The 18,631-nt window shown below is 40.2% G+C and carries 20 protein-coding genes; 11 read left to right on the top strand and 9 right to left on the bottom strand.

Annotated elements, in window-relative coordinates:
- Window positions 1–24: 24 nt before the first annotated feature.
- From BMZ06_RS07895 to BMZ06_RS07880, 4 genes are all read right to left on the bottom strand, one after another.
- Window positions 25–984 (bottom strand): ring-cleaving dioxygenase, encoded by a 960-nt coding sequence (locus BMZ06_RS07895; RefSeq protein WP_089751513.1) that lies wholly within the window; start codon window positions 982–984, stop codon window positions 25–27.
- Window positions 985–1,080: 96 nt separating this feature from the next.
- A complete protein-coding gene (locus tag BMZ06_RS07890; protein ID WP_089751512.1) occupies window positions 1,081–1,779 on the bottom strand; it encodes a YqjF family protein in 699 nt (232 codons plus the stop codon).
- Between the two features lie 84 nt (window positions 1,780–1,863).
- A complete protein-coding gene (sda, locus tag BMZ06_RS07885) occupies window positions 1,864–2,016 on the bottom strand; it encodes a sporulation histidine kinase inhibitor Sda (RefSeq protein WP_089751511.1) in 153 nt (50 codons plus the stop codon).
- A gap of 17 nt (window positions 2,017–2,033) precedes the next feature.
- Entirely contained in the window at window positions 2,034–2,561 is a 528-nt protein-coding gene (locus tag BMZ06_RS07880; protein WP_089751510.1) for a helix-turn-helix domain-containing protein, read from the bottom strand.
- A 247-nt stretch (window positions 2,562–2,808) separates the two neighbouring features.
- Here BMZ06_RS07880 and BMZ06_RS07875 point away from each other — a divergent pair, with 247 nt between their 5' ends.
- Window positions 2,809–3,420, top strand: coding sequence for a trimeric intracellular cation channel family protein (locus tag BMZ06_RS07875; RefSeq protein WP_089751509.1), 612 nt, complete (start codon window positions 2,809–2,811; stop codon window positions 3,418–3,420).
- Window positions 3,421–3,459: 39 nt separating this feature from the next.
- Here BMZ06_RS07875 and cysK read toward each other — a convergent pair whose 3' ends face one another.
- From cysK to BMZ06_RS07860, 3 genes are all read right to left on the bottom strand, one after another.
- Window positions 3,460–4,389, bottom strand: coding sequence for a cysteine synthase A (gene cysK, locus BMZ06_RS07870; protein WP_089751508.1), 930 nt, complete (start codon window positions 4,387–4,389; stop codon window positions 3,460–3,462).
- 123 nt (window positions 4,390–4,512) lie between these two features.
- Window positions 4,513–5,145 carry a YpmS family protein gene (locus tag BMZ06_RS07865; protein ID WP_089751507.1) on the bottom strand — a complete coding sequence of 211 codons (633 nt, stop codon included), beginning with the start codon at window positions 5,143–5,145 and terminating at the stop codon, window positions 4,513–4,515.
- 17 nt (window positions 5,146–5,162) lie between these two features.
- Window positions 5,163–6,098 carry an SGNH/GDSL hydrolase family protein gene (locus BMZ06_RS07860; RefSeq protein WP_089751506.1) on the bottom strand — a complete coding sequence of 312 codons (936 nt, stop codon included), beginning with the start codon at window positions 6,096–6,098 and terminating at the stop codon, window positions 5,163–5,165.
- Between the two features lie 177 nt (window positions 6,099–6,275).
- Here BMZ06_RS07860 and BMZ06_RS07855 point away from each other — a divergent pair, with 177 nt between their 5' ends.
- Complete coding sequence (locus BMZ06_RS07855; protein WP_089751505.1) at window positions 6,276–8,552, top strand: ATP-dependent DNA helicase; 2,277 nt, start codon at window positions 6,276–6,278, stop codon at window positions 8,550–8,552.
- 124 nt (window positions 8,553–8,676) lie between these two features.
- On the opposite strand, the gene BMZ06_RS07850 is transcribed toward BMZ06_RS07855, so the two are convergent.
- Complete coding sequence (locus BMZ06_RS07850; protein ID WP_089751504.1) at window positions 8,677–10,131, bottom strand: Eco57I restriction-modification methylase domain-containing protein; 1,455 nt, start codon at window positions 10,129–10,131, stop codon at window positions 8,677–8,679.
- 263 nt (window positions 10,132–10,394) lie between these two features.
- Here BMZ06_RS07850 and BMZ06_RS07845 point away from each other — a divergent pair, with 263 nt between their 5' ends.
- Together BMZ06_RS07845 and BMZ06_RS07840 are read left to right on the top strand one after the other, a co-directional pair.
- Window positions 10,395–10,982, top strand: a complete 588-nt coding sequence (locus tag BMZ06_RS07845; RefSeq protein ID WP_089751503.1) for a biotin transporter BioY — start codon at window positions 10,395–10,397, stop codon at window positions 10,980–10,982.
- 100 nt (window positions 10,983–11,082) lie between these two features.
- Window positions 11,083–12,132 carry a PQQ-dependent sugar dehydrogenase gene (locus tag BMZ06_RS07840; protein WP_089751502.1) on the top strand — a complete coding sequence of 350 codons (1,050 nt, stop codon included), beginning with the start codon at window positions 11,083–11,085 and terminating at the stop codon, window positions 12,130–12,132.
- Between the two features lie 98 nt (window positions 12,133–12,230).
- Here the strand turns inward: BMZ06_RS07840 and BMZ06_RS07835 are convergent, their stop codons facing one another.
- A complete protein-coding gene (locus BMZ06_RS07835) occupies window positions 12,231–12,629 on the bottom strand; it encodes a hypothetical protein (RefSeq protein WP_175477825.1) in 399 nt (132 codons plus the stop codon).
- 179 nt (window positions 12,630–12,808) lie between these two features.
- On the opposite strand from BMZ06_RS07835, the gene BMZ06_RS07830 reads away from it, so the two are divergent.
- The 7 genes from BMZ06_RS07830 (at window position 12,809) to rpiA (ending at window position 18,551) form a co-directional block, all read left to right on the top strand.
- Window positions 12,809–13,909 (top strand): M24 family metallopeptidase, encoded by a 1,101-nt coding sequence (locus BMZ06_RS07830; RefSeq protein WP_089751501.1) that lies wholly within the window; start codon window positions 12,809–12,811, stop codon window positions 13,907–13,909.
- A gap of 171 nt (window positions 13,910–14,080) precedes the next feature.
- Entirely contained in the window at window positions 14,081–14,431 is a 351-nt protein-coding gene (locus tag BMZ06_RS07825) for a lmo0954 family membrane protein (RefSeq protein WP_089751500.1), read from the top strand.
- Between the two features lie 21 nt (window positions 14,432–14,452).
- Window positions 14,453–15,094 carry a PspA/IM30 family protein gene (locus BMZ06_RS07820; RefSeq protein WP_089751499.1) on the top strand — a complete coding sequence of 214 codons (642 nt, stop codon included), beginning with the start codon at window positions 14,453–14,455 and terminating at the stop codon, window positions 15,092–15,094.
- 76 nt (window positions 15,095–15,170) lie between these two features.
- Window positions 15,171–15,890 carry a cell wall-active antibiotics response protein LiaF gene (gene liaF, locus BMZ06_RS07815; protein WP_089751498.1) on the top strand — a complete coding sequence of 240 codons (720 nt, stop codon included), beginning with the start codon at window positions 15,171–15,173 and terminating at the stop codon, window positions 15,888–15,890.
- Window positions 15,887–16,924, top strand: coding sequence for a sensor histidine kinase (locus tag BMZ06_RS07810; protein WP_089751497.1), 1,038 nt, complete (start codon window positions 15,887–15,889; stop codon window positions 16,922–16,924). Before liaF ends, BMZ06_RS07810 begins: the two co-directional genes overlap by 4 nt.
- Window positions 16,921–17,553, top strand: a complete 633-nt coding sequence (locus BMZ06_RS07805) for a response regulator transcription factor (RefSeq protein WP_089751496.1) — start codon at window positions 16,921–16,923, stop codon at window positions 17,551–17,553. Before BMZ06_RS07810 ends, BMZ06_RS07805 begins: the two co-directional genes overlap by 4 nt.
- Window positions 17,554–17,849: 296 nt before the next feature.
- On the top strand, window positions 17,850–18,551 hold the full coding sequence (gene rpiA / locus BMZ06_RS07800; protein ID WP_089751583.1) for a ribose 5-phosphate isomerase A: 702 nt from the start codon (window positions 17,850–17,852) through the stop codon (window positions 18,549–18,551).
- Window positions 18,552–18,631: the final 80 nt, after the last annotated feature.

Here is an 18,631-nt window from a genome sequence, read left to right as displayed (position 1 = left end):
TAAAAGGGTCGCCGTCTTTTACGTTTATTTAGGATTAGAAGTGTGGAGCGGTGTTAAACGATCTTCTATTTCCCTGCGCTTTTCCTCAAGAAAAGGTGGCAGAGCCAGAGTTTCACCTAAATGCTTTTTGTCTTCATCCGTGTCAAAGCCTGGCCCATCTGTAGCCAGCTCAAATAATATATGATTTGGATCTCTAAAATAAAGGGATTTAAAATAGTAACGATCTACGATACCTGAATTAGGGAAGCCTGCATCCTGGATTTTCACTTTCCATTTCCCCAGCTCCTGTTCATCTTCTACCCTAAAAGCCACATGGTGAACACTGCCACGTCCGGGTTTTTCACGTTTCCATTCAGGTTGCTCCTCAACGTAAACACGAGCACCGTTCCCGCCTTCTCCAGTTTCAAAAGCATGCCAATCTGGCTCTGGGTGTTCCACTTCACGAAAGCCCAAAGTGTCCATCAATACTTTTTTTGTAAGTGCCGCAGTGGTAACGGTCAGATATACGGGGCCAAGACCGAGTATTCCGTACTGTTTAGGGAGAGGGCCTTTGGACCAGGGGATTCCACCAGGAACCCCTTTATTGAATTCGTCTGAAACCAGCTTTAAGCGCTGGCCTTCAGGATCTCGGAAGGAGATCTCTTTTCTGCCTGCTTGTTCTTCGATAGAACCCCGCTCAACCTCATATTGATCGAGTCTCTCTTGCCAATAGTTTAATGACTCATCAGTTGGCACTCGAAGAGAGGTGGCAGAAATGCTCTGAGAACCAGGATAGGTATGACCAGCACGTTTAATTTCAAAAAAAGTTAAATCCGTCCCCGGGGATCCAGCTTCATCCGCGTAGAACAAGTGGTACATTGAAGGATCATCCTGATTGACGGTTTTTTTAACGAGACGCATCCCCAGTACCTTTGCATAAAAGTCATAATTTGCGCTCGCATTCGCTGTGATCGCTGAAACGTGGTGGATTCCTTTAATATTCATTGAAGCGGCCTCCTCTAATATTAGAACATTACAAACTATAATCTCGAATTCAAGATAAATGGTATCGTTATTTGTCCCTCATGTCAATTTACAGGTTTATACCTTCTGAAAAGGGTAGAGATACACTTCTAAAGATCTTGAGTAGCAGGTGATTGGCTGTTGCAGAAAGATTAAGTCTGGCAGGAAATCCACAATTTCATTAATAACCACATTACTTTCTGCAGGTTGAAGTTCCCAGCGTTTGTGCTTAATAGGACCTTTATAAACAGAAGAGCCGCGCACAGTCCATAGCATATATCTTTCCGTTAACCAGTTCACCAGAGATCCTGGTTTATAGGTGTGGGTGTAATTCGATATTTTAAAGCGTGCATGAAAGTGAGAGGGAGGTATGCCGTAATGGGTTCGCCGGCTTGAAAAATGAAGGTCATTTCCCTGCTTATCTAACCTTATTTGAGCGTTTAAGTAACGTAAGCCAAATAATGTTCGTGCTAAAAAAACCCCAAGACGGTGGTTAGCGTCAAGGGAAATAAAATATACACCTGGTTCTCTTTTATAGGTAACGTAAGTTCTCACATTTAATTCTAATAATTGATTACCAAAAGGAATACGAGGAAGGCCTCTAAACTGGATATCTTTCATATGAAAGGGAACAATTGCAATCCAGGCCATACCATTATATAAATCTAACTCTAATTCACTGGGGACAAAGGGACGCAAATCCGTCGCTGGAACAGGCCAATGCATAAAAGTAAGGTTTTCCCATGACTGCCGTATGATCCATGGTGAAGTTGACAAACGGACATTCACCTCTTTTTTCTTATGTTATTCCCTTTTCTGTAGTAAACATTCACCCTGATAGGCTTCCCTAAGTAAAGACATTCATTCTGTCTTATGGGAAGGGTATGTTTTTCCTTGTCTCCTTTTCTGAAGCTCATCTTCAAGTAGGTGAATAAAAGAGTGATCTAATTTCATCTCCATCGCTTTTTGAAGTGAACACATAAGTAGTTGATACGGCATTTTTTTAATAATCATAGCTTATGCCCCTTTCTTTATGATGGAAGTTCTGTTGATACTGTAGCTGCCCCTATGACTTCGCCTTTCTGGTTATAAAGGGGTTGAGCAAATACATCATAATAGAGCAATCCGTCTGACAAAGGGAAAGAGATCCGCTCTCGAATGTTTTCTTTTGTTTCGATTACTCTTTTTTTCAAGTCCATTAAAGCCAGGGTACCTTCGTTATAGTCAAGTTCATCGTCCCGTTTTCCAAGTACATGACTCATCTTAAAATCAGGATGGGGGTTGAACATCCAGGTATAACGAAGCGAAAGATCGCAATGACCCAAAATGATGGGGGAGTTAGCTAAAGCACTCTGGAAAGGTTCACTCAGGTGCTCTGAGAAAAATAGGGAAGGGTTAATATGGAGGAATGAAGCAATTTGAGATGCCACGGCCATACTTGGGTTTCTAGTTCCATTCTCAATTTGAGCATAATAGGCTCGATCAATATGAGCACCTTCGGCAATTTGCTGTTGAGTCAATTGTTGTTCCTTTCGGAGCTGGGTCAGCCATCTTCTCATTTTTCTACACCCTACTTTCTTTTCTAAATAGAATATTTCGCATTATTTTGAATATCCCTTGTGGCAGTTTGCAACAAGTTTACTTTATTTAATGTACAAGTAGCAACAGGAATCTATAAAATGGATGATTTTGGTTGAGCCTTAGTTATTTTGAATATTATTATTATTTTTACAGAAGTTTCTGTTATAATCATTCAGGTTGTTTATTTAAAAGTTAGAAACTGGTAGATAAGAGAGGAGGCCTTTCATGAGTTGGGACATATTAAATATTTTGGCGGTCAGCGCTTTTGCTTTCAGTGGAGCAATTGTGGCACTCAATGAGCGCTATGATATATTTGGTACATTCATATTAGGTATTGCTACGCCTTTTGCGGGGGGAGTGATCCGAAATATAGCACTGGACGTTCCTGTAGTTCATGTGTGGGAACAAGGCTATCTTCTTTATGTGGCATTTGGAACCATTGCCGTAGTTTATTTCTTCCCTAAAACCTGGGTGCTTTCCTGGGACCGATGGAACATTTATCCGGATGCAATTGGTTTATCAGCGTTTGCCTTGCAAGGAGCCTCATTTGCTATTGAACATAATTTTCCACTAGGAGGAATTATTTTTGCTGCTATATTGACTGGAGTGGGCGGGGGAGTTACAAGAGACGTCCTTGCGCAACGGCGTCCGATGGTTCTGCATCAAGAGATTTATGCTGTATGGGCATTAATGGCGGGTTTGTTAGTTGGTGTTGGAATCATAGAGGTGCAAAGCGCTTCCCAAACCTACTTTTTGTTTTTCTTAGTAATTGCCTGTCGCGTCTTGTCCTATCATTTAGGCTGGCACCTAAGATTTAGAGATTTATACAGACTTTAAAAAAAGAGTTCGACCTTCACAAGGACGAACTCTTTTTCATTAATATCGGAAGAGATCGCCGGACAGGTATCTTTCCCCTGTGTCAGGAGCAATACAGACGACGATTTCTCCAGGTTGTTTTTTTGAAGCTACCTGCATGGCAGCCCAGCAGGCTGCACCGCATGATGTCCCTAATAAAAGACCTTCTTCTCGTGCAAGCCGTCTCGTAATATCGTAGGCATCTTCATCAGTAACCTGAAAGATTTCATCGTAGACTTCCTGATTCAAAATACTAGGAATAAAACCAGGGCTTGTACCTACCAGCTTGTGTTTTCCTGGCTTTCCACCGGAGAGAACAGGAGAACCGGATGGTTCGGCAACGTGAATCGTCATATCTTCAAATCGCTTCTTAAGTTCTTCGCCTGTACCTGTAATGGTTCCTCCAGTGCCGGCAGTTGAAACGAACGCGCTTAGCGGTTTTCCTAACTCATCCATTGCTTCAATAATTTCTGCAGCGGTAGTATGACGGTGAGCATCTGGATTAGCCATATTTTCAAATTGCATAGGCATAAAGCTATTATCAATCTCTTCTACAAGTTCTTTCGCCTTTTTAATAGCACCGGGCATTTTTTCATCACCTGGAGTTAAGGCGATCTCTGCACCATACGCTTTCAGTAAGTTAATCCGCTCCTGAGTCATTGTATCAGGCATGACAAGAATAGCGCGATAACCTTTAGCGGCCGCGTTCATTGCAATGCCTATTCCTGTGTTTCCGCTAGTTGGCTCAACAAGTGTAGAACCTTCTTTTAGCAGGCCGTCCTGTTCAGCTTGAGCCATCATATTGTAGGCAGCACGGTCTTTAACACTTCCGCTCGGGTTAGACTTTTCAAGTTTCATATAAATGTCTGCTCCGTCTTTTGGAGCTAACCGATTTAATTTAACAAGAGGAGTATCTCCAATCAAATCAGCAATATTATTTACCACACGCATACGGTCACTTCCTTTTTATACAAGGGTTTGTGTTCAATTTTATCATGTTCTTCTATAACCTTCATCTCTCGAGGACTCCCGAGGAAAGTAGAAATAACCACTCTAATGATGTGCGAGCGGTTATTAGAAATTTTTCTGTACCATCTTCTGAGCAAACTGGAACGAATCCTGAGGGACGGAAATTTTAAAGGCTAACTGATTTGAGTTTAAGTTAAAGCGATCAACCCGGATATTAAAGTTACTTGCTGTATCCATTTGAGTGACAGCTACATAAATATTTTCTTCATTAGGATTTACCATTACCCATTCTGGAAGTTTATAGTTATCCTTCACGAAACCTAAGACTTTTTTATTTGGCAACGGAAGCTGTCCCAGTGATATCCGCTCCTGCTCAAGAACAAGGTCTCCGTTTTCCTGTACGATCGGATTTAATTCCACTTTAATGGGGATGACCTGATCAAATGCCTTAATGTTACCTGTGAGCGTTACATTTCTATCCAGGGTAATCGAATAATCAAATACAGTCTGTGTTGATAATTCTTTTAAATATTCATTGGCCAGCTGTTCCATATTTTCCTTGGTCGACACAATCGTAAATTCTGCATCTGAACTTTGTTTTTCTTTATCTACGTTGACGAGCGTATAGGTGCTCGGTAAAAAAACAAGGGAGAGCACCACTAATAAGACTATAATATTTAAAAGTGCTAATAGCCAAAAAGAGGTGCGCCACTTATTATTTAGGAAAAATCGTTTCATATGAACATTCCACCTGTTTATTGTTCGATATCCGGTCTTATATATTCTAACACGCGCTCTGCAATTCTTTTATAACCTTTTTCATTTGGATGGAAGTAGTCTTCTTTCCATAGAAGTTCCTCTTCAGCTCCTAGAAAGATATCTTTAATAGGGATGAATTCCGCCTGTTCATAGTTTGAAATCACTTCTTTGCTTACACGGTTCCAGTCACTCATAATCTGTCCCAGTTCCGGAATATTATTAAAATAATATTCAAAAGGATTATAGAGACCGACCAAATAGATGGGGACATCCGGGTTAAGGTTCTCCACTCTTTGAAATATCTCGTTTAATCGTTCCTTATAACCCTCTTGAGCTTCCTGGAATTGCTCGTAATTCAAACTAGAAAAATTATTTTTCACCACTTTCATAACATCGTTAGCTCCGATCGTAATGATAACTACATCCGCTTCACGCAATGATTGGGAGATTTCTTCCGTTTGCATTCGTTCTAAAAGTTGATCAGTACGGTTGCCGCGGACCCCGTAATTAGCTATGTCCAATGTTTCTAGTGGCTGATTACTGTTAATTGTGTCTTCTAGTATCCCCACATAACCGTCATTATCGGTGGAATCACCAACCCCTTGAGTGAGTGAATCACCTATGGCTACAATATCAAGGTCCCGGCGGACGAATAGACCGCGGGCACTTTCAATGACACTGGTAAATACCTCGCGAAGTTCACCGCTTAGAGTTTCTTCAGCTTTATCCACCTCATTTTCGCTATCCGATTGTTTTATATCACTTTCTTCATCATTTGATTGGCGTTCCTTTTCTACCCCATCCGGTTCGGTTTGCGGGGGAGGGGACTGTTCACTCTCTTGATTTTCTGGTGTATATATAAATGCTGCTATGATGAAAAAGGCGATCGTAAGGGTGAGCAAAACAGACGCTACCCATCTCCAAATTTTCAATTTAGATCACCCCGTTTTTTAAGTTTCCTATCTATCCTATTATATGTTGTAACCATCTAATGGGAAATTGAAAAGTTTTTCCCCCAATTATACCACGAAAAGTTTTACAATAGACATACGTAAGTGCTTACGTTAATTTGAGGGTAAGCAAAGGGATTTAATGAAAGGGTGCGGAAGATGGCGGAACAAGTCACAATCTCAGTACGTGAATTGGTGGCCTACGTTTACAGGGGCGGAAGCATTGACAACCGGTTTCGTTCAAGTACGGCATTAACAGAAGGTACAGCTATTCATCAGGAAGTACAGAGCACGTATAAAGAAAATGATAAGAAAGAAACCTTTTTAGAATATTTGTATCAGGAAGATGGCATGGATATCAAGATCCAAGGCCGGTGTGATGGTATATTGGACACGAAGGATGGACCTGTAATTGATGAAATCAAGTCCACAGCAAGAGAACTGGATGAGATCACGGAAACCACTCACCCAGTGTATTGGGCTCAGGCTAAAGGCTATGCTTACATGTATGCTGAACAAGAAGGTCTTGAAGAAATTCAAGTTCAGCTGACCTATGTGCAGAAGAAGTCTAAAGAAAAGAAGCGATTAAGACAAAAAATCTCTTTCCAGGATCTCGAACTTTTTCTTAAGAATACGATGAAGGAGTATTCCTCCTATGCCAGAGTGCTTCTACATATTCGAGAGCAAAAACAAAAATCGGTACCAGATCTATCCTTTCCGTTTTCAGAGTATCGTAAAGGGCAGAGAAAACTTGCAGGAAGTGTCTATCGAACGATTGAAGAAAAGCGTAATTTATTTGCTCAAGCGCCAACTGGCATAGGTAAGACCATATCAACGCTTTTTCCTGCTATAAAAGCAATGGCTGTTGATCAAGTAGATCGTATTTATTATTTAACAGCGAAAACAGTTACGAGGGCTACTGCTGAAGAAGCTTTAGGCCTCATGGAAGATAAAGGGCTGTCTTTGAGATCAGTCACACTGACCGCAAAAGACAAAATTTGTTTCAAGGACGAAACGATTTGTCAGCCCGATTATTGCGAATTTGCCGATGGGTACTACGATAAGATCAATGGAGCTCTTACCGATATTCTATGGAATGAAACACGTTTAACTCGTTCAGTTATTGAAGCGTATGCAAGAAAGCATAAAGTATGTCCGTTTGAGTTTTCTTTAGATTTAACAAATGTGGCTGACGTCGTTATAGGAGATTATAATTATATTTTTGATCCCCGTGTTTCTTTGAAGAGGCTCCTGCCTGAATATAAGAAAAGAACCGCTCTATTGATTGATGAAGCTCATAACCTGGTAGAACGTGCTAGGGAGATGTTTTCCGCTTCTATTCGAATGAATGATTTTGCTGAAATAGCGGATATTTGGCATGGAGCAGAGCACCCCTTAAATAAAGCAGCAAGTGCGATTTATAAAGATTTGAAGAATCTGAGTGAACAGGGAGAGAAAGACTTTGTTTTAGAAGAGATACCCGGCGAATTAGAAGAGAGTCTGGAAAGGTTTATTGAAACAGCAGAGGTTGAACTTCAAGAATCCACAGAGAATGACCAGAGCGAAGAATTACTGGAACTATATTTTTCTGTGCAGAATTTCTTGAAAATTATTCCTCTTGCAGATGAGCATTATCGATTTACAGCCTCCAAAACCGGCAGGGAGTTTACACTAAAGCTTTTCTGTATGGATCCTTCCCATGTCCTTGAGAAAACAGCAAAGTCATTTCGATCCAGTGTGTTTTTCTCGGCAACCTTATCCCCGTTTGGCTACTATAAAGACATGCTTGGCGGCAAAAAGGACGATTATATTTTGAAGCTTCCATCACCGTACGATTCTTCCCAAATCGATGTAATGGTGACCCCGCTTTCAACTCGTTATAAAAACAGGGAAGAAACGTCAGAAAATCTTGCCTACTCTCTTTACCAGCAAGTCATTGAAAACCCAGGGAATCATTTGTTTTTCTTTCCTTCTTATCACTATTTGGAACTGGTGTACAATCATTTCAGAAACTTCGACGATATTAATACCATCGTACAGGAACAAGGTATGGACGAGATTAGAAAAGATGAGTTTCTTACTCAGTTTGTATCTGGAGGTAATTTGGCAGGATTTGCGGTTCTTGGAGGTGTCTTTTCGGAAGGCGTCGATTTAAGAGGAGATCGTTTAAATGGGGTTGCTGTAGTAGGAATTGGCCTGGCTCCAAGGAGTTTTGAAAAAGAATTAATTAAAGAGTATTTTTCTAATCGTGGAAGAAATGGCTATGATTATGCCTATGTTTATCCAGGTATGAATAAAGTACTTCAAGCCGGTGGTAGATTGATACGTTCAGAAACAGACTATGGATCGATTCAACTGATTGATGATCGTTTCCTTTCACCTAAATACCAAAGCTTGTTTCCAGAAGATTGGGGAAATTATCGAATAAAGAAATAATATGATTTCCTGGGAAATAGTTTTGGAGAATTATGTTTTAGATATTTTCGACAATAATTACAATTTATAGGCGGGATAATAACCCCGATGGTATTGGCAGGGGATCAGCACTAGTGCTGATCCCCTAAATATTTTCTAGTAAATCTTTGCAGAATCGTTTTACATGCGCTTGAGTAGCTTCTGGTATTCCGTAACTTTCAAAAACGGCCTGGTCCAATTCACGCTGCAGTTTTTGAGTATTGAAAGAAGGGTCTTTTTTCTTTCCTTCAATAAGGGAGATGGTGCTCTCGACTACCACTTCTTTAAGCGATTCAGAAGGCTCGATGTAAGGAAGTTTTTTTAGATAACCCGCAGTAATCATATTTGTCCGGTTTAAAAACTTCCGCAGCATGTATTTCACAAGCAGGCTATTGAGTAAACCAAGGAAATAAAAAAGGTCTTCCTGGTTTTTGGGAAACAAATTTGCGTTCACACCAAATAAACTTCCCGGTGGGAGATAAGCAGCAGAAAACTCCACTCCCATAGAAGAACACGTGATTCCTTCTTTATAATAATAGGAAGGGTTTCGAACCATGAAGTTAGAATGGATATTTTTGTATTGGGGCCAATTCTTGTGAATATAATATTTGGGTTCATAGTACCAGGCATCTTTTGAACCTCCATTTTTGTAAAAAGGCAGCCAATCTCCATAATTAGTTACTTCACTTTGTTCACGAAGGAAATATTTATCGTTTCCGGTAGAGATGCCTGTAACGATTTTTACAACATCACCTAAAGGTACATAGGGAGAATGGAATAAACTAAGAATCTCAATCGGTACGTTGATAGAATAGTTGTAATTCGGATTATTTTCAAAGTGAATTTGATTCAGGTATTGTATGCTTTCATAGGGAGGATTCGTGTATTCCTGTTCTATTAATCGGTCAATTAATCTCATAGATTGATTCTTATCAATGAGAGCTGAGGGTCTCTTTTTTAGAGTAAGGATACACGTTCTTACATCTGCTTTTCCTTTGTGGAACAGGCGGCGTGGTGCAAGGATAATTTCCTTAATTTCTGTGTGGTTCAACACGTATTTTCGGAAATTCTTATAATAGACATTGGAGAGAAAGGAATCTTGAACAATCATAGTCAGAATTCCTCCATCCTTTAACTTTTGAATTCCTTTATAGATAAACAAAGTATATAAATTATGTATGCCTACTTCTTGAAATTCATCTAATAAATATTTCTTGTTCTCTAAAAGATAGGAGCTTTGTCTTTTGGATTTGTAAGGCGGGTTACCAATAATGGCATCAAATTTTTCCGCGTTAGATTCTTTAAGAAAGTCTGTCTGAATAAAATGTACCTTTTCATCAGGCGGCGGGGTAAGCGGATCGATATCAAAAGCAAATAAATGCTCAGCAGAAACCCCAGATTGAAGAAGGGACTTTATGAATATGCCGTCACCGGTACAGGGATCAAGGATCTTTAGCTCCTGAACACTGGAAGGTAAATACTTTAACAGATTCTTAGTCATATAGGTAACGGTTTCTTGCGGGGTACTGTATTGTCCCATCGTTCTTTTCGGAGATAACATAAAATATTCCCTCCAATCTTTTTGACTATACTTTACTATACAAAAAGGAAAAAGTCACCAATTAATAGTTAAATAGTATTGATGTTTTATATTAATTATAGATAATAAGTCCTCTGAAAATGGTAGTAATCTTACTGTATAATTGGAAAGTGTAGTGTAGAGTAACTTTCATTTCGTAATGTTAACCTTTTAAATATGAGGTTGACATTATGTGCGTGCTTCCATTATCTTTAAGATAACGATTAGATACGGGAGGATTTCAGATGAAACGTTCACGCTGGTCAGCTTATGAAATAACAATAGGAGCTTTATTTGTCGCTCTTATGGCAATTGGGGCTAATATTACTTCATTCGTCCCTTTTTTAATTATTTTGGGAGTGCCTTTAACTCTTCAAACCTTTTTTGCTGTTTTATCAGGACTGATTCTCGGCAGCCGTCTAGGTTTTTTCTCCATGCTGGTATATATGGTGTTAGGATTGATTGGAGCTCCTATTTTTGCTGGATTTTCAGGGGGGCCCGCCGTCTTATTTAAAACATCATTTGGATTTATAATTTCCTATATTATTTTAGCTTTTATTGCCGGTAAATTAGTGGAGTCGTCAAGAAAAATTCCGATGTACATAACTGCAGCATTAATAGGAGTAGCAGTTAACTACATCATCGGTGTTACTTGGTTTTATGCTGCTTTAAACTTTTGGGCTCCGGGCGATCCGATTAGTTACACACTTGCGTGGACGAGTATGGGTCCTTTCTTAACCAAAGATGTTGCCATATGCATACTAGCTGCTCTATTTGCTCATCGTTTAGAAAGAACGGTGCTTCATCGTACGCAGCTTCGTCAGGCTGCCTGACTTCAAGCTGCTCCCTGTAGAGGGAGCAGCCTTTTTTGTGTGTAATCGATTCGCTCTGCTACATTAGTAGTAATCTTATAGAAAAGAGTGGTGGTCTTATATGAAGAATGCAGGAGTAGTTATTATTTTATTTTGGCTTGCTGCATGCTCATCCAATCCAGTACAGCAAGATGATGGAGCTCCTGCTACTAAAGAAGAGTCTTTCCAGACGTTAGTTGCTGATTTAAAGTCTCCGTGGGATATTGAATACGATCAGGAGACATTTTATATTTCAGAGAGAGAAGGAACGATCACTTCATGGACAGAGGGGGAAGAACCTGTACGAAATCCTGTTCAAACTAAAAAGGAAATCATACAGCAGGGAGAAGGCGGTCTGCTTGGCTTTAAATTACTCCCTGGATTCGAGGACCATCGCCGTGCTTTGGCCTACCATACGTATGAAGAGGAAGGCTCAATTATGAACAGGATCATTGAAATTGAAAGAAACTCCAATCAGTGGAAAGAGACGTCTGTCCTGCTGGAAGATATTCCAGGAGCACAATTCCATAATGGCGGCAGAATAGAAATTGGTCCTGACGATCAGATTTATGTAACTACAGGGGATTCTCTGAATGAATCTCTGGCTCAAGACCGGGAAAGTCTGGCAGGAAAAATTTTAAGATTGAGCACTGATGGGACTGCAGCTGAGGGTAATCCCTTTGACTCTTCATATGTCTATAGCTATGGCCATCGGAACCCGCAAGGATTAACCTGGAATGAAGAAGGAGAGCTCTATGCTACGGAGCATGGTCCTGATAATCATGATGAAGTTAATCTGATCCAGCCTGGACAAAACTATGGGTGGCCGGAGATTGTGGGAGACGAAGAGAGGGATGGGATGATTACTCCACTTTATGAAACAGGAAGAAATACTTGGGCGCCATCCGGAGTTGTTTTTTATCGGGAGGAACTAATCATCGCCTCTTTACGAGGGGAAGCGGTTATGAACCTGCCCCCTTCTGGAGGGGACCCTGAAGTGCTTACCGAACAATACGGCAGGATAAGAGATGTTGAAGTCGTGGACGATAGACTGTATTTTATTACCAATAATACAGATGGAAGAGGGAGTCCTGGATCTGAAGATGACCAGCTGGTGAGATATTCTCCATAGAAAAAAGCAGGCCTGGTGCCTGCTTTGACTGTTGGAAGGACTGGCTCTCAACCTCTTATGTTTTTTTAATCTTTATTAGTAAGTAAGCGGAAGATTGTTCAATCTTCAGATATTACTTTTCCATGAACAAATGTCATAATAGCAAAGACTACAAAAGCAATCAGGAGGATGGTACCTCCAACAATAAAGAATACAGTGTTAAAAGTGCGCATGCCTTCAATTGGCTGGGTGTAGTAGAGAAACATGCCAAGAGTAAGACCCAGCACACCGACAAAGGAACTCCAAACATGAATAAGCGAGAGTTTGGAATCTTTAGGGATAGAAAAGACTTTATAATATATAGCAAAAGCGAATAGGGATAACCAGCCGACCACCAGAATGTGGGCGTGAATGGCACTTAGTTCCAAGCCCCCGCCCCCAGCCATATGGGAACCCATGAAAGCTCCAATTAGAGCATAAATTGCTGAAACACGGACAAAAAAGCGCGTTCGATCCAATATAATGACCTCCAATATAAATCTATCGATCTTTTGCTATTATATCGAAAGCCTTGCCAAATTAAAATAATAATCAGGCTAATGTCGTAAAACCTTCATCAATGAGACGCAATTTGGATTATGAACAAGGTTGGTATATCATAGGCATGGTAAATGAAATAGAAAAAGGAGTGGGATGTATGGAACATAGATTAGACAAGTTTGCACATTATTTAAGGAATAAACAAATAGATGCTGCTTTTATAAACTCTACGGAAAACTTTTTTTACTTAACAGGTTTTCAAACTGATCCTCATGAAAGGCTTCTTGGACTTGTGGTATTTCCTGAAGCTGATCCGATCGCGGTGCTCCCGGGTATGGAAGAGGGACAAATACGAGAAGCGGGATGGACATATGAAGTTATTGGATATGCGGACCACGAAGATCCATGGGATTTAATTAACCAGTCGATGAAGAAAAAAGGGATTGGTGATATACAAACGGCAGGAATTGAGAAACAGGTGTTATCTTACGGCCGGAGTGAGTCCTTTTTTGGATTATTTAATGATATTACCGTTGTGGACATTGAGCCTCAATTAAATGAAATGCGCGTGGTTAAGGATGCTGAAGAAATCGCTATCATGCGTGAAGCCGCTGAATTGGCGGATTATGGAGTGAAAGTTGGGGTTGAGACTTTACAGGAAGGTATTACCGAAATGGAAGTTCTCGCAGCTATTGAATATGAGTTGAAGAAAAAAGGGGTCGCTGAGATGTCTTTTTCAACTATGGTATTGTTTGGTGAGAAGTCTGGACAACCTCATGGAAACCCTGGCGACCGCAAGTTAAAAGCAGGGGACTTTGTTCTTTTCGATCTCGGAGTTGTTTGGAAAGGCTATACATCTGATATTACAAGAACGTTTGCTTATCAATCAGTTTCCGAGGAACAGGAGAAAATATATAAAAAGGTACAAGAAGCATTGGAAGCCTCCCTTTCGATTAGTAAGCCAGGTACGCGAATTGGTGATCTGGACCAGACAGCAAGAGATATTATTACGAAGGCGGGCTATGGAAAATTGTTTCCTCATCGAATTGGTCATGGATTAGGAATTAATGTACATGAGTTCCCTTCTATGAGTCACCTGAATGATGGAGTGTTACGGGAAGGAATGACCTATACCATCGAACCCGGTATTTATGATCCGGATCTTGGCGGGGTTCGGCTTGAAGATGATGTACTCGTTACAAAAGATGGATACGAAACATTAACCAAAACTTCGAGAGATTTACGGGTTATTCAATAAGAGTAGAACAGCAGTCAACATAATGCTAAGGATCAGGCTTACAAAGCCTGATCTTTTTTTTGGATTATTATAAGCCTCTAGTCTTAGAACAGAATATATCTCAGGCTCATTACGGAAGAGCTTTATTCTGGATATGATAGAAGCAACAAAACAACAAGGAGGGAAAATAGAATGAAAAAGTTTTTGTTGTTCTTAGCAGCGCTGATTGCTCTTGGGATTTTGCTTGCCAACTTGGGGCCAATGATTCTGCTTGGAGTTAGTGTGTGGCTGCTTTATGTAGTGTTTAAGAAATTTATGAAAAGTGAGACGACAGCAGGGAAAATTGGCTGGGTCGTTCTGGGGTTGATTATTACAAGTGTAGCCGTCTCCAATGTGTACGCTGTTATTGGACTAGCAGCCGCCTATGTCCTTTACCTAATTTACAAACATTGGAATAACAAGGGAGGAAGCGAGACAGAAGTCTTCACATCTAATGATCCATTCACAAATTTTGAAAGGCAATGGGCAGAGTTAAAAAAGTAAAATAAAAGGAGAGATTATAAAATGGGGAATTTATTTACTCGCATGAAAGATTCCATTACGGCGGATTTGCATGAGGTACTCGATCAAAAAGAACAAAAGAATCCAATTGCCATGCTTAACCACTATTTGCGCGAAAGTGAGAAAGAGACTGAAAAAGTACGCAAGCTTGTAGAACGTCAATATCGTTTGAAAGACGAGTTTGCAAGGGAATATCAAAAAGCTCAAGACATGGCAGAAAAACGCAGGGGCCAGGCTGAAGTTGCTGGAAAAGCTCAGGAAACAGAGATGTATGAATTTGCAAAGAAAGAGCAGGAAGAATATGAGAAGCGAGCAGAACGGTTAGAATTCGCGCGCCAGGAGGCCATCGAGCAACTCGAGTCGCTTGAACGAAAATATGAACAGATGAAACATAAATTAAAGGACATGCACTTGAAACGAATGGAGCTTATGGGCCGGGAGAATGTTGCAAGAGCTCACCATCAGATGAATCAGGTTATTGAAGATACGGCGGACAAGCCATACTCTAAATTCTCAGAAATGGACCGCTATATCGAAGACCTGGAGTACAAAGTAAACAGTTCCTATTACCGCAACACGTTTGATAGCAAAATCTCGCAGCTTGAAAAAGATATGAAGGATACAGAGGAAGTTACTGTCAAATAAGAATCGTGATATGATAAAAGACGCAGAGTACTGCGTCTTTTTCACAATCTCGGGATAGAAAAGGAGGATGGCCTTTATGTTTAAACGTCTATCAACAGATGCAATTAACACTTTATTAATCATAGGGGTGATCCTCCTTATTATTGAAGTGGTTTTTTTTAATGGGGGACTCGTGTTTTCTGTTTTATTTTCCAGTCTTCTCATTTATATAGGCTGGAAAAAGTATTACGTTTTCTGGAGGAAAATTCTCTTTTGGATTGGTGCCGTAAGCTTAATGTTAACCGTTTTGAGTATGATTGCGGTCAGGTTCCTTATCTTAGCAGTACTCCTATTGTTTATTCATAACTATTACAAATCAAAAAAAGAACCTGAACAACTGAAACCGGAAATTATAAATACCAATGAGGAAATTCCTTACAATGAGCCATTACTAGCGCAGAAATTCTTTGGAGATCAATCCACTCCAAATCAATCGTACAAATGGCAGGACGTAAATATTCATGGAGGATTTGGGGACCGCATTATAGATTTAAGTCAAACCGTACTGCCTCATGATGAAGCTGTGATATCCATACGTCACCTGGCTGGTAATATTTTTGTTTATGTTCCTTATGAAGTGGAAGTAAGTATCCAGCACAGCGCGGTTATTGGTCGTGCAGCTATTTTTCAACATAAAAAAACGAAGGTTCTGAACCAGTATGTATCCTTTCGCACTTCTGATTACACGGCGGCAAAACCGAGGGTGAAGATTATTACGTCTATCTTTTCCGGAGATCTCGAGGTGAAGCGCATATGACAATATGGCAGCGTCAAATTCTAAGCAGCTTCATTACATTCTTTCTATTCGCTATTGTTTTATCCGGGTTGACCTTTATAGCTTTCCCCTTGGATGCCTGGTCTGATCTATGGAGCCGTCGAGTCATGGATTTACCTTATGGTTTGTTGATTACTACCATGTCCACCACTTCAGGTCTTTTAGTGGGTGTTGTACAGGGGTGGATGTGGCGGAGGCGCATCCACGCTGTGGAACATCAATTAGATGAGGTAATAAGAGGAAATCCTGTCACCAATGAAGAATCAGATATATATGAAATGAAGGAAATAGAAAATAAAATTATACAAATCGAAAATAAGTTTACAAGGCAAGCTAAACTAGCTCAAAGGTTATCGACAGAGCGTGCCGAAGAAAGAGAAAAAAGTCTTCAGGAGGTTGTGATTCAGGAGAGAAATCGGTTGGCTAGAGAACTGCACGACTCCGTAAGCCAGCAATTGTTTGCTGCTTCCATGATGATGTCCGCTATCAACGATATGAACCCGCCGGACGGGACTGTGCGAAAACAGATGCAAATGGTAGAAAAAATGATTCACCAATCTCAGCTGGAAATGAGAGCTCTGCTGCTTCATTTGAGACCGGCAGCACTGAACAATAAAACATTATCAGAAGGGGCAGAAGAACTGCTGTATGAGCTGACTCAAAAAGTTCCTATGGATATTGAGTGGACCGTAGAGTCACTTGTGGTAGACAAAGGCATAGAAGATCAGTTATTTCGAATACTTCAAGAATCTGTATCAAATACGCTTAGGCATGCGAAAGCAAGTACTTTAACCGTCATGTTGATCGAACGGGATGGGAATATCATTTTGAGAGTCGCAGATAATGGAGTAGGTTTTGCAGTAGAAGAGAAAAAAACGAGTTCCTATGGACTTCAAACCATGCAAGAGCGTGCTTTTGAGGTGGGAGGCACTTTGAAAATCGTAAGTTTAAAAGAAGAAGGTACAAGACTTGAGGTTAAAATTCCTTATCGTAAAGACGGAGGGGAGATGCAATGATAACGGTTTTGTTTGCGGATGATCATGAAATGGTAAGAATTGGAGTGTCAGCATATTTAACAGCACAGTCAGATATTGAGGTTATCGCAGAAGCGAGTGATGGAAGCAAGGCAGTCGAATTAGCCCTGCAACATCGCCCGGACATTATCCTTATGGATCTGGTGATGAAAGAAATGGATGGAATAGAAGCGACTAGGCTCATTGTTGAGGAATGGCCCGAGGCTAAAATAATTATTGTTACCAGTTTCTTAGATGATGAAAAGGTTTATCCAGCACTGGAAGCTGGAGCGGTCAGTTATATGCTTAAAACCTCAAAGGCTGAGGAAATTGCTAAAGCGATCCGGTCTACCTATGAAGGACAGTCGATTCTTGAGCCTGAAGTGACGGGGAAAATTATGAATAAGATGAGAACTCCTCAATCTCATCATCTCTATGAGCAGCTCACGGCACGAGAAATGGAAATTCTACTGCTGATGACTGAGGGGAAAACGAATCAGGAAATCTCTGACCAACTGTTTATAGCGCTGAAAACAGTGAAGGTCCACGTTAGCAATATTCTTGGGAAGCTAGAAGTTCATGACAGAACCCAGGCGGTTATCTATGCTTTTAAGCATGACCTTGTTAATTAAATTTTTCCTCTAAAACCATAGCCTGCGTTGTATTCATAATAATAGAAACAATAGTAAAAGAATGAGGTAAAAGATAATTAGCTTCACGTACACTCGTTTCAATTTCATCATCCTTTGTTACTGAAAAAGAGGAGTTTTTATAAAACATATGTAAATTTAAAGTAAAAGATTACATGATTTTGTAATCATTCCACTTAAACATGCTTTAGAAGGCTACATATTTGTTACACTTTGATCAGAGTCTAATGCTTGTTTATCCATATTTTCGGGAATACCAAGTGGAAGAGGTGATATCTTTGAAATGGCAAAATCAATCTGCAGTTCAAGAGAGCTGGTCTGGAGAAATTTCAAATAAAGATCAAAAAGAACAAGCTGCTGGTCAAGTGAGTGAGATGGTAAAGAATGGAGATGTGATCGGGGTAGGCTCCGGCTCCACTTCTTATCTGGCACTAAAAGCGATCGCTGCCAGAGTGCAGAAGGAAGGACTTGATATATCTGCAATCCCAACCTCTCATGAAGCCTCATTAAACTGTGCTACATTAGGACTAAAGACTACTGATCTTATGAACAGCCGTCCAGATTGGGGATTTGACGGAGCGGATGAGGTTGATACTGATAATAGGTTAATTAAAGGAAGAGGCGGAGCTATGTTTGCAGAAAAACTAGTGATGGCTAGCTCTCCAAAAACGTACATTTTAGTAGATGGAAGTAAATTCGTTTCTAGACTGGGGGAAAAATTTGCTTTGCCGATTGAATTGGATCCAAGAGCGCTTCACCTGGTAGAAACAAAACTTAAAGATATGATGAAGGCAAAACTTAAATTAAGAATGGCTAAAGGGAAAGATGGCCCTGTCATTACTGAATCGGGAAATTTAATTTTGGATATGACATTAGAGGAGACGGTGGATAATGATCTTGAAAATCGACTACGTTCCATTCCTGGAGTTATAGAGACAGGCTTATTTATTGGGTATCCAGTGGAAATATTAACAGTTTGAGCCCATTTTACTAATAATTGTTGGTACTCTGTAATACTTTTTCTATAATAGTAGTAAATCCTTCATTCAAAAGGGGAATC

Source organism: Halobacillus alkaliphilus (assembly GCF_900113125.1).
GTDB lineage: Bacteria > Bacillota > Bacilli > Bacillales > Halobacillaceae > Halobacillus > Halobacillus alkaliphilus.
Note: the sequence above shows the minus strand (reverse complement) of the source record. Positions and strands in the feature narration are given on the sequence as shown.

What these genes read in the sequence shown, in the direction of transcription:
- BMZ06_RS07895 (WP_089751513.1), bottom strand. Translation starts at nt 984, where the DNA reads ATGAATATTAAAGGAATCCACCACGTTTCAGCGATCACAGCGAATGCG.
- sda (WP_089751511.1), bottom strand. Translation starts at nt 2,016, where the DNA reads ATGATTATTAAAAAAATGCCGTATCAACTACTTATGTGTTCACTTCAA.
- BMZ06_RS07880 (WP_089751510.1), bottom strand. Translation starts at nt 2,561, where the DNA reads ATGAGAAGATGGCTGACCCAGCTCCGAAAGGAACAACAATTGACTCAA.
- BMZ06_RS07875 (WP_089751509.1), top strand. Translation starts at nt 2,809, where the DNA reads ATGAGTTGGGACATATTAAATATTTTGGCGGTCAGCGCTTTTGCTTTC.
- cysK (WP_089751508.1), bottom strand. Translation starts at nt 4,389, where the DNA reads ATGCGTGTGGTAAATAATATTGCTGATTTGATTGGAGATACTCCTCTT.
- BMZ06_RS07865 (WP_089751507.1), bottom strand. Translation starts at nt 5,145, where the DNA reads ATGAAACGATTTTTCCTAAATAATAAGTGGCGCACCTCTTTTTGGCTA.
- BMZ06_RS07855 (WP_089751505.1), top strand. Translation starts at nt 6,276, where the DNA reads ATGGCGGAACAAGTCACAATCTCAGTACGTGAATTGGTGGCCTACGTT.
- BMZ06_RS07850 (WP_089751504.1), bottom strand. Translation starts at nt 10,131, where the DNA reads ATGTTATCTCCGAAAAGAACGATGGGACAATACAGTACCCCGCAAGAA.
- BMZ06_RS07845 (WP_089751503.1), top strand. Translation starts at nt 10,395, where the DNA reads ATGAAACGTTCACGCTGGTCAGCTTATGAAATAACAATAGGAGCTTTA.
- BMZ06_RS07840 (WP_089751502.1), top strand. Translation starts at nt 11,083, where the DNA reads ATGAAGAATGCAGGAGTAGTTATTATTTTATTTTGGCTTGCTGCATGC.
- BMZ06_RS07830 (WP_089751501.1), top strand. Translation starts at nt 12,809, where the DNA reads ATGGAACATAGATTAGACAAGTTTGCACATTATTTAAGGAATAAACAA.
- BMZ06_RS07825 (WP_089751500.1), top strand. Translation starts at nt 14,081, where the DNA reads ATGAAAAAGTTTTTGTTGTTCTTAGCAGCGCTGATTGCTCTTGGGATT.
- BMZ06_RS07820 (WP_089751499.1), top strand. Translation starts at nt 14,453, where the DNA reads ATGGGGAATTTATTTACTCGCATGAAAGATTCCATTACGGCGGATTTG.
- liaF (WP_089751498.1), top strand. Translation starts at nt 15,171, where the DNA reads ATGTTTAAACGTCTATCAACAGATGCAATTAACACTTTATTAATCATA.
- BMZ06_RS07810 (WP_089751497.1), top strand. Translation starts at nt 15,887, where the DNA reads ATGACAATATGGCAGCGTCAAATTCTAAGCAGCTTCATTACATTCTTT.
- BMZ06_RS07805 (WP_089751496.1), top strand. Translation starts at nt 16,921, where the DNA reads ATGATAACGGTTTTGTTTGCGGATGATCATGAAATGGTAAGAATTGGA.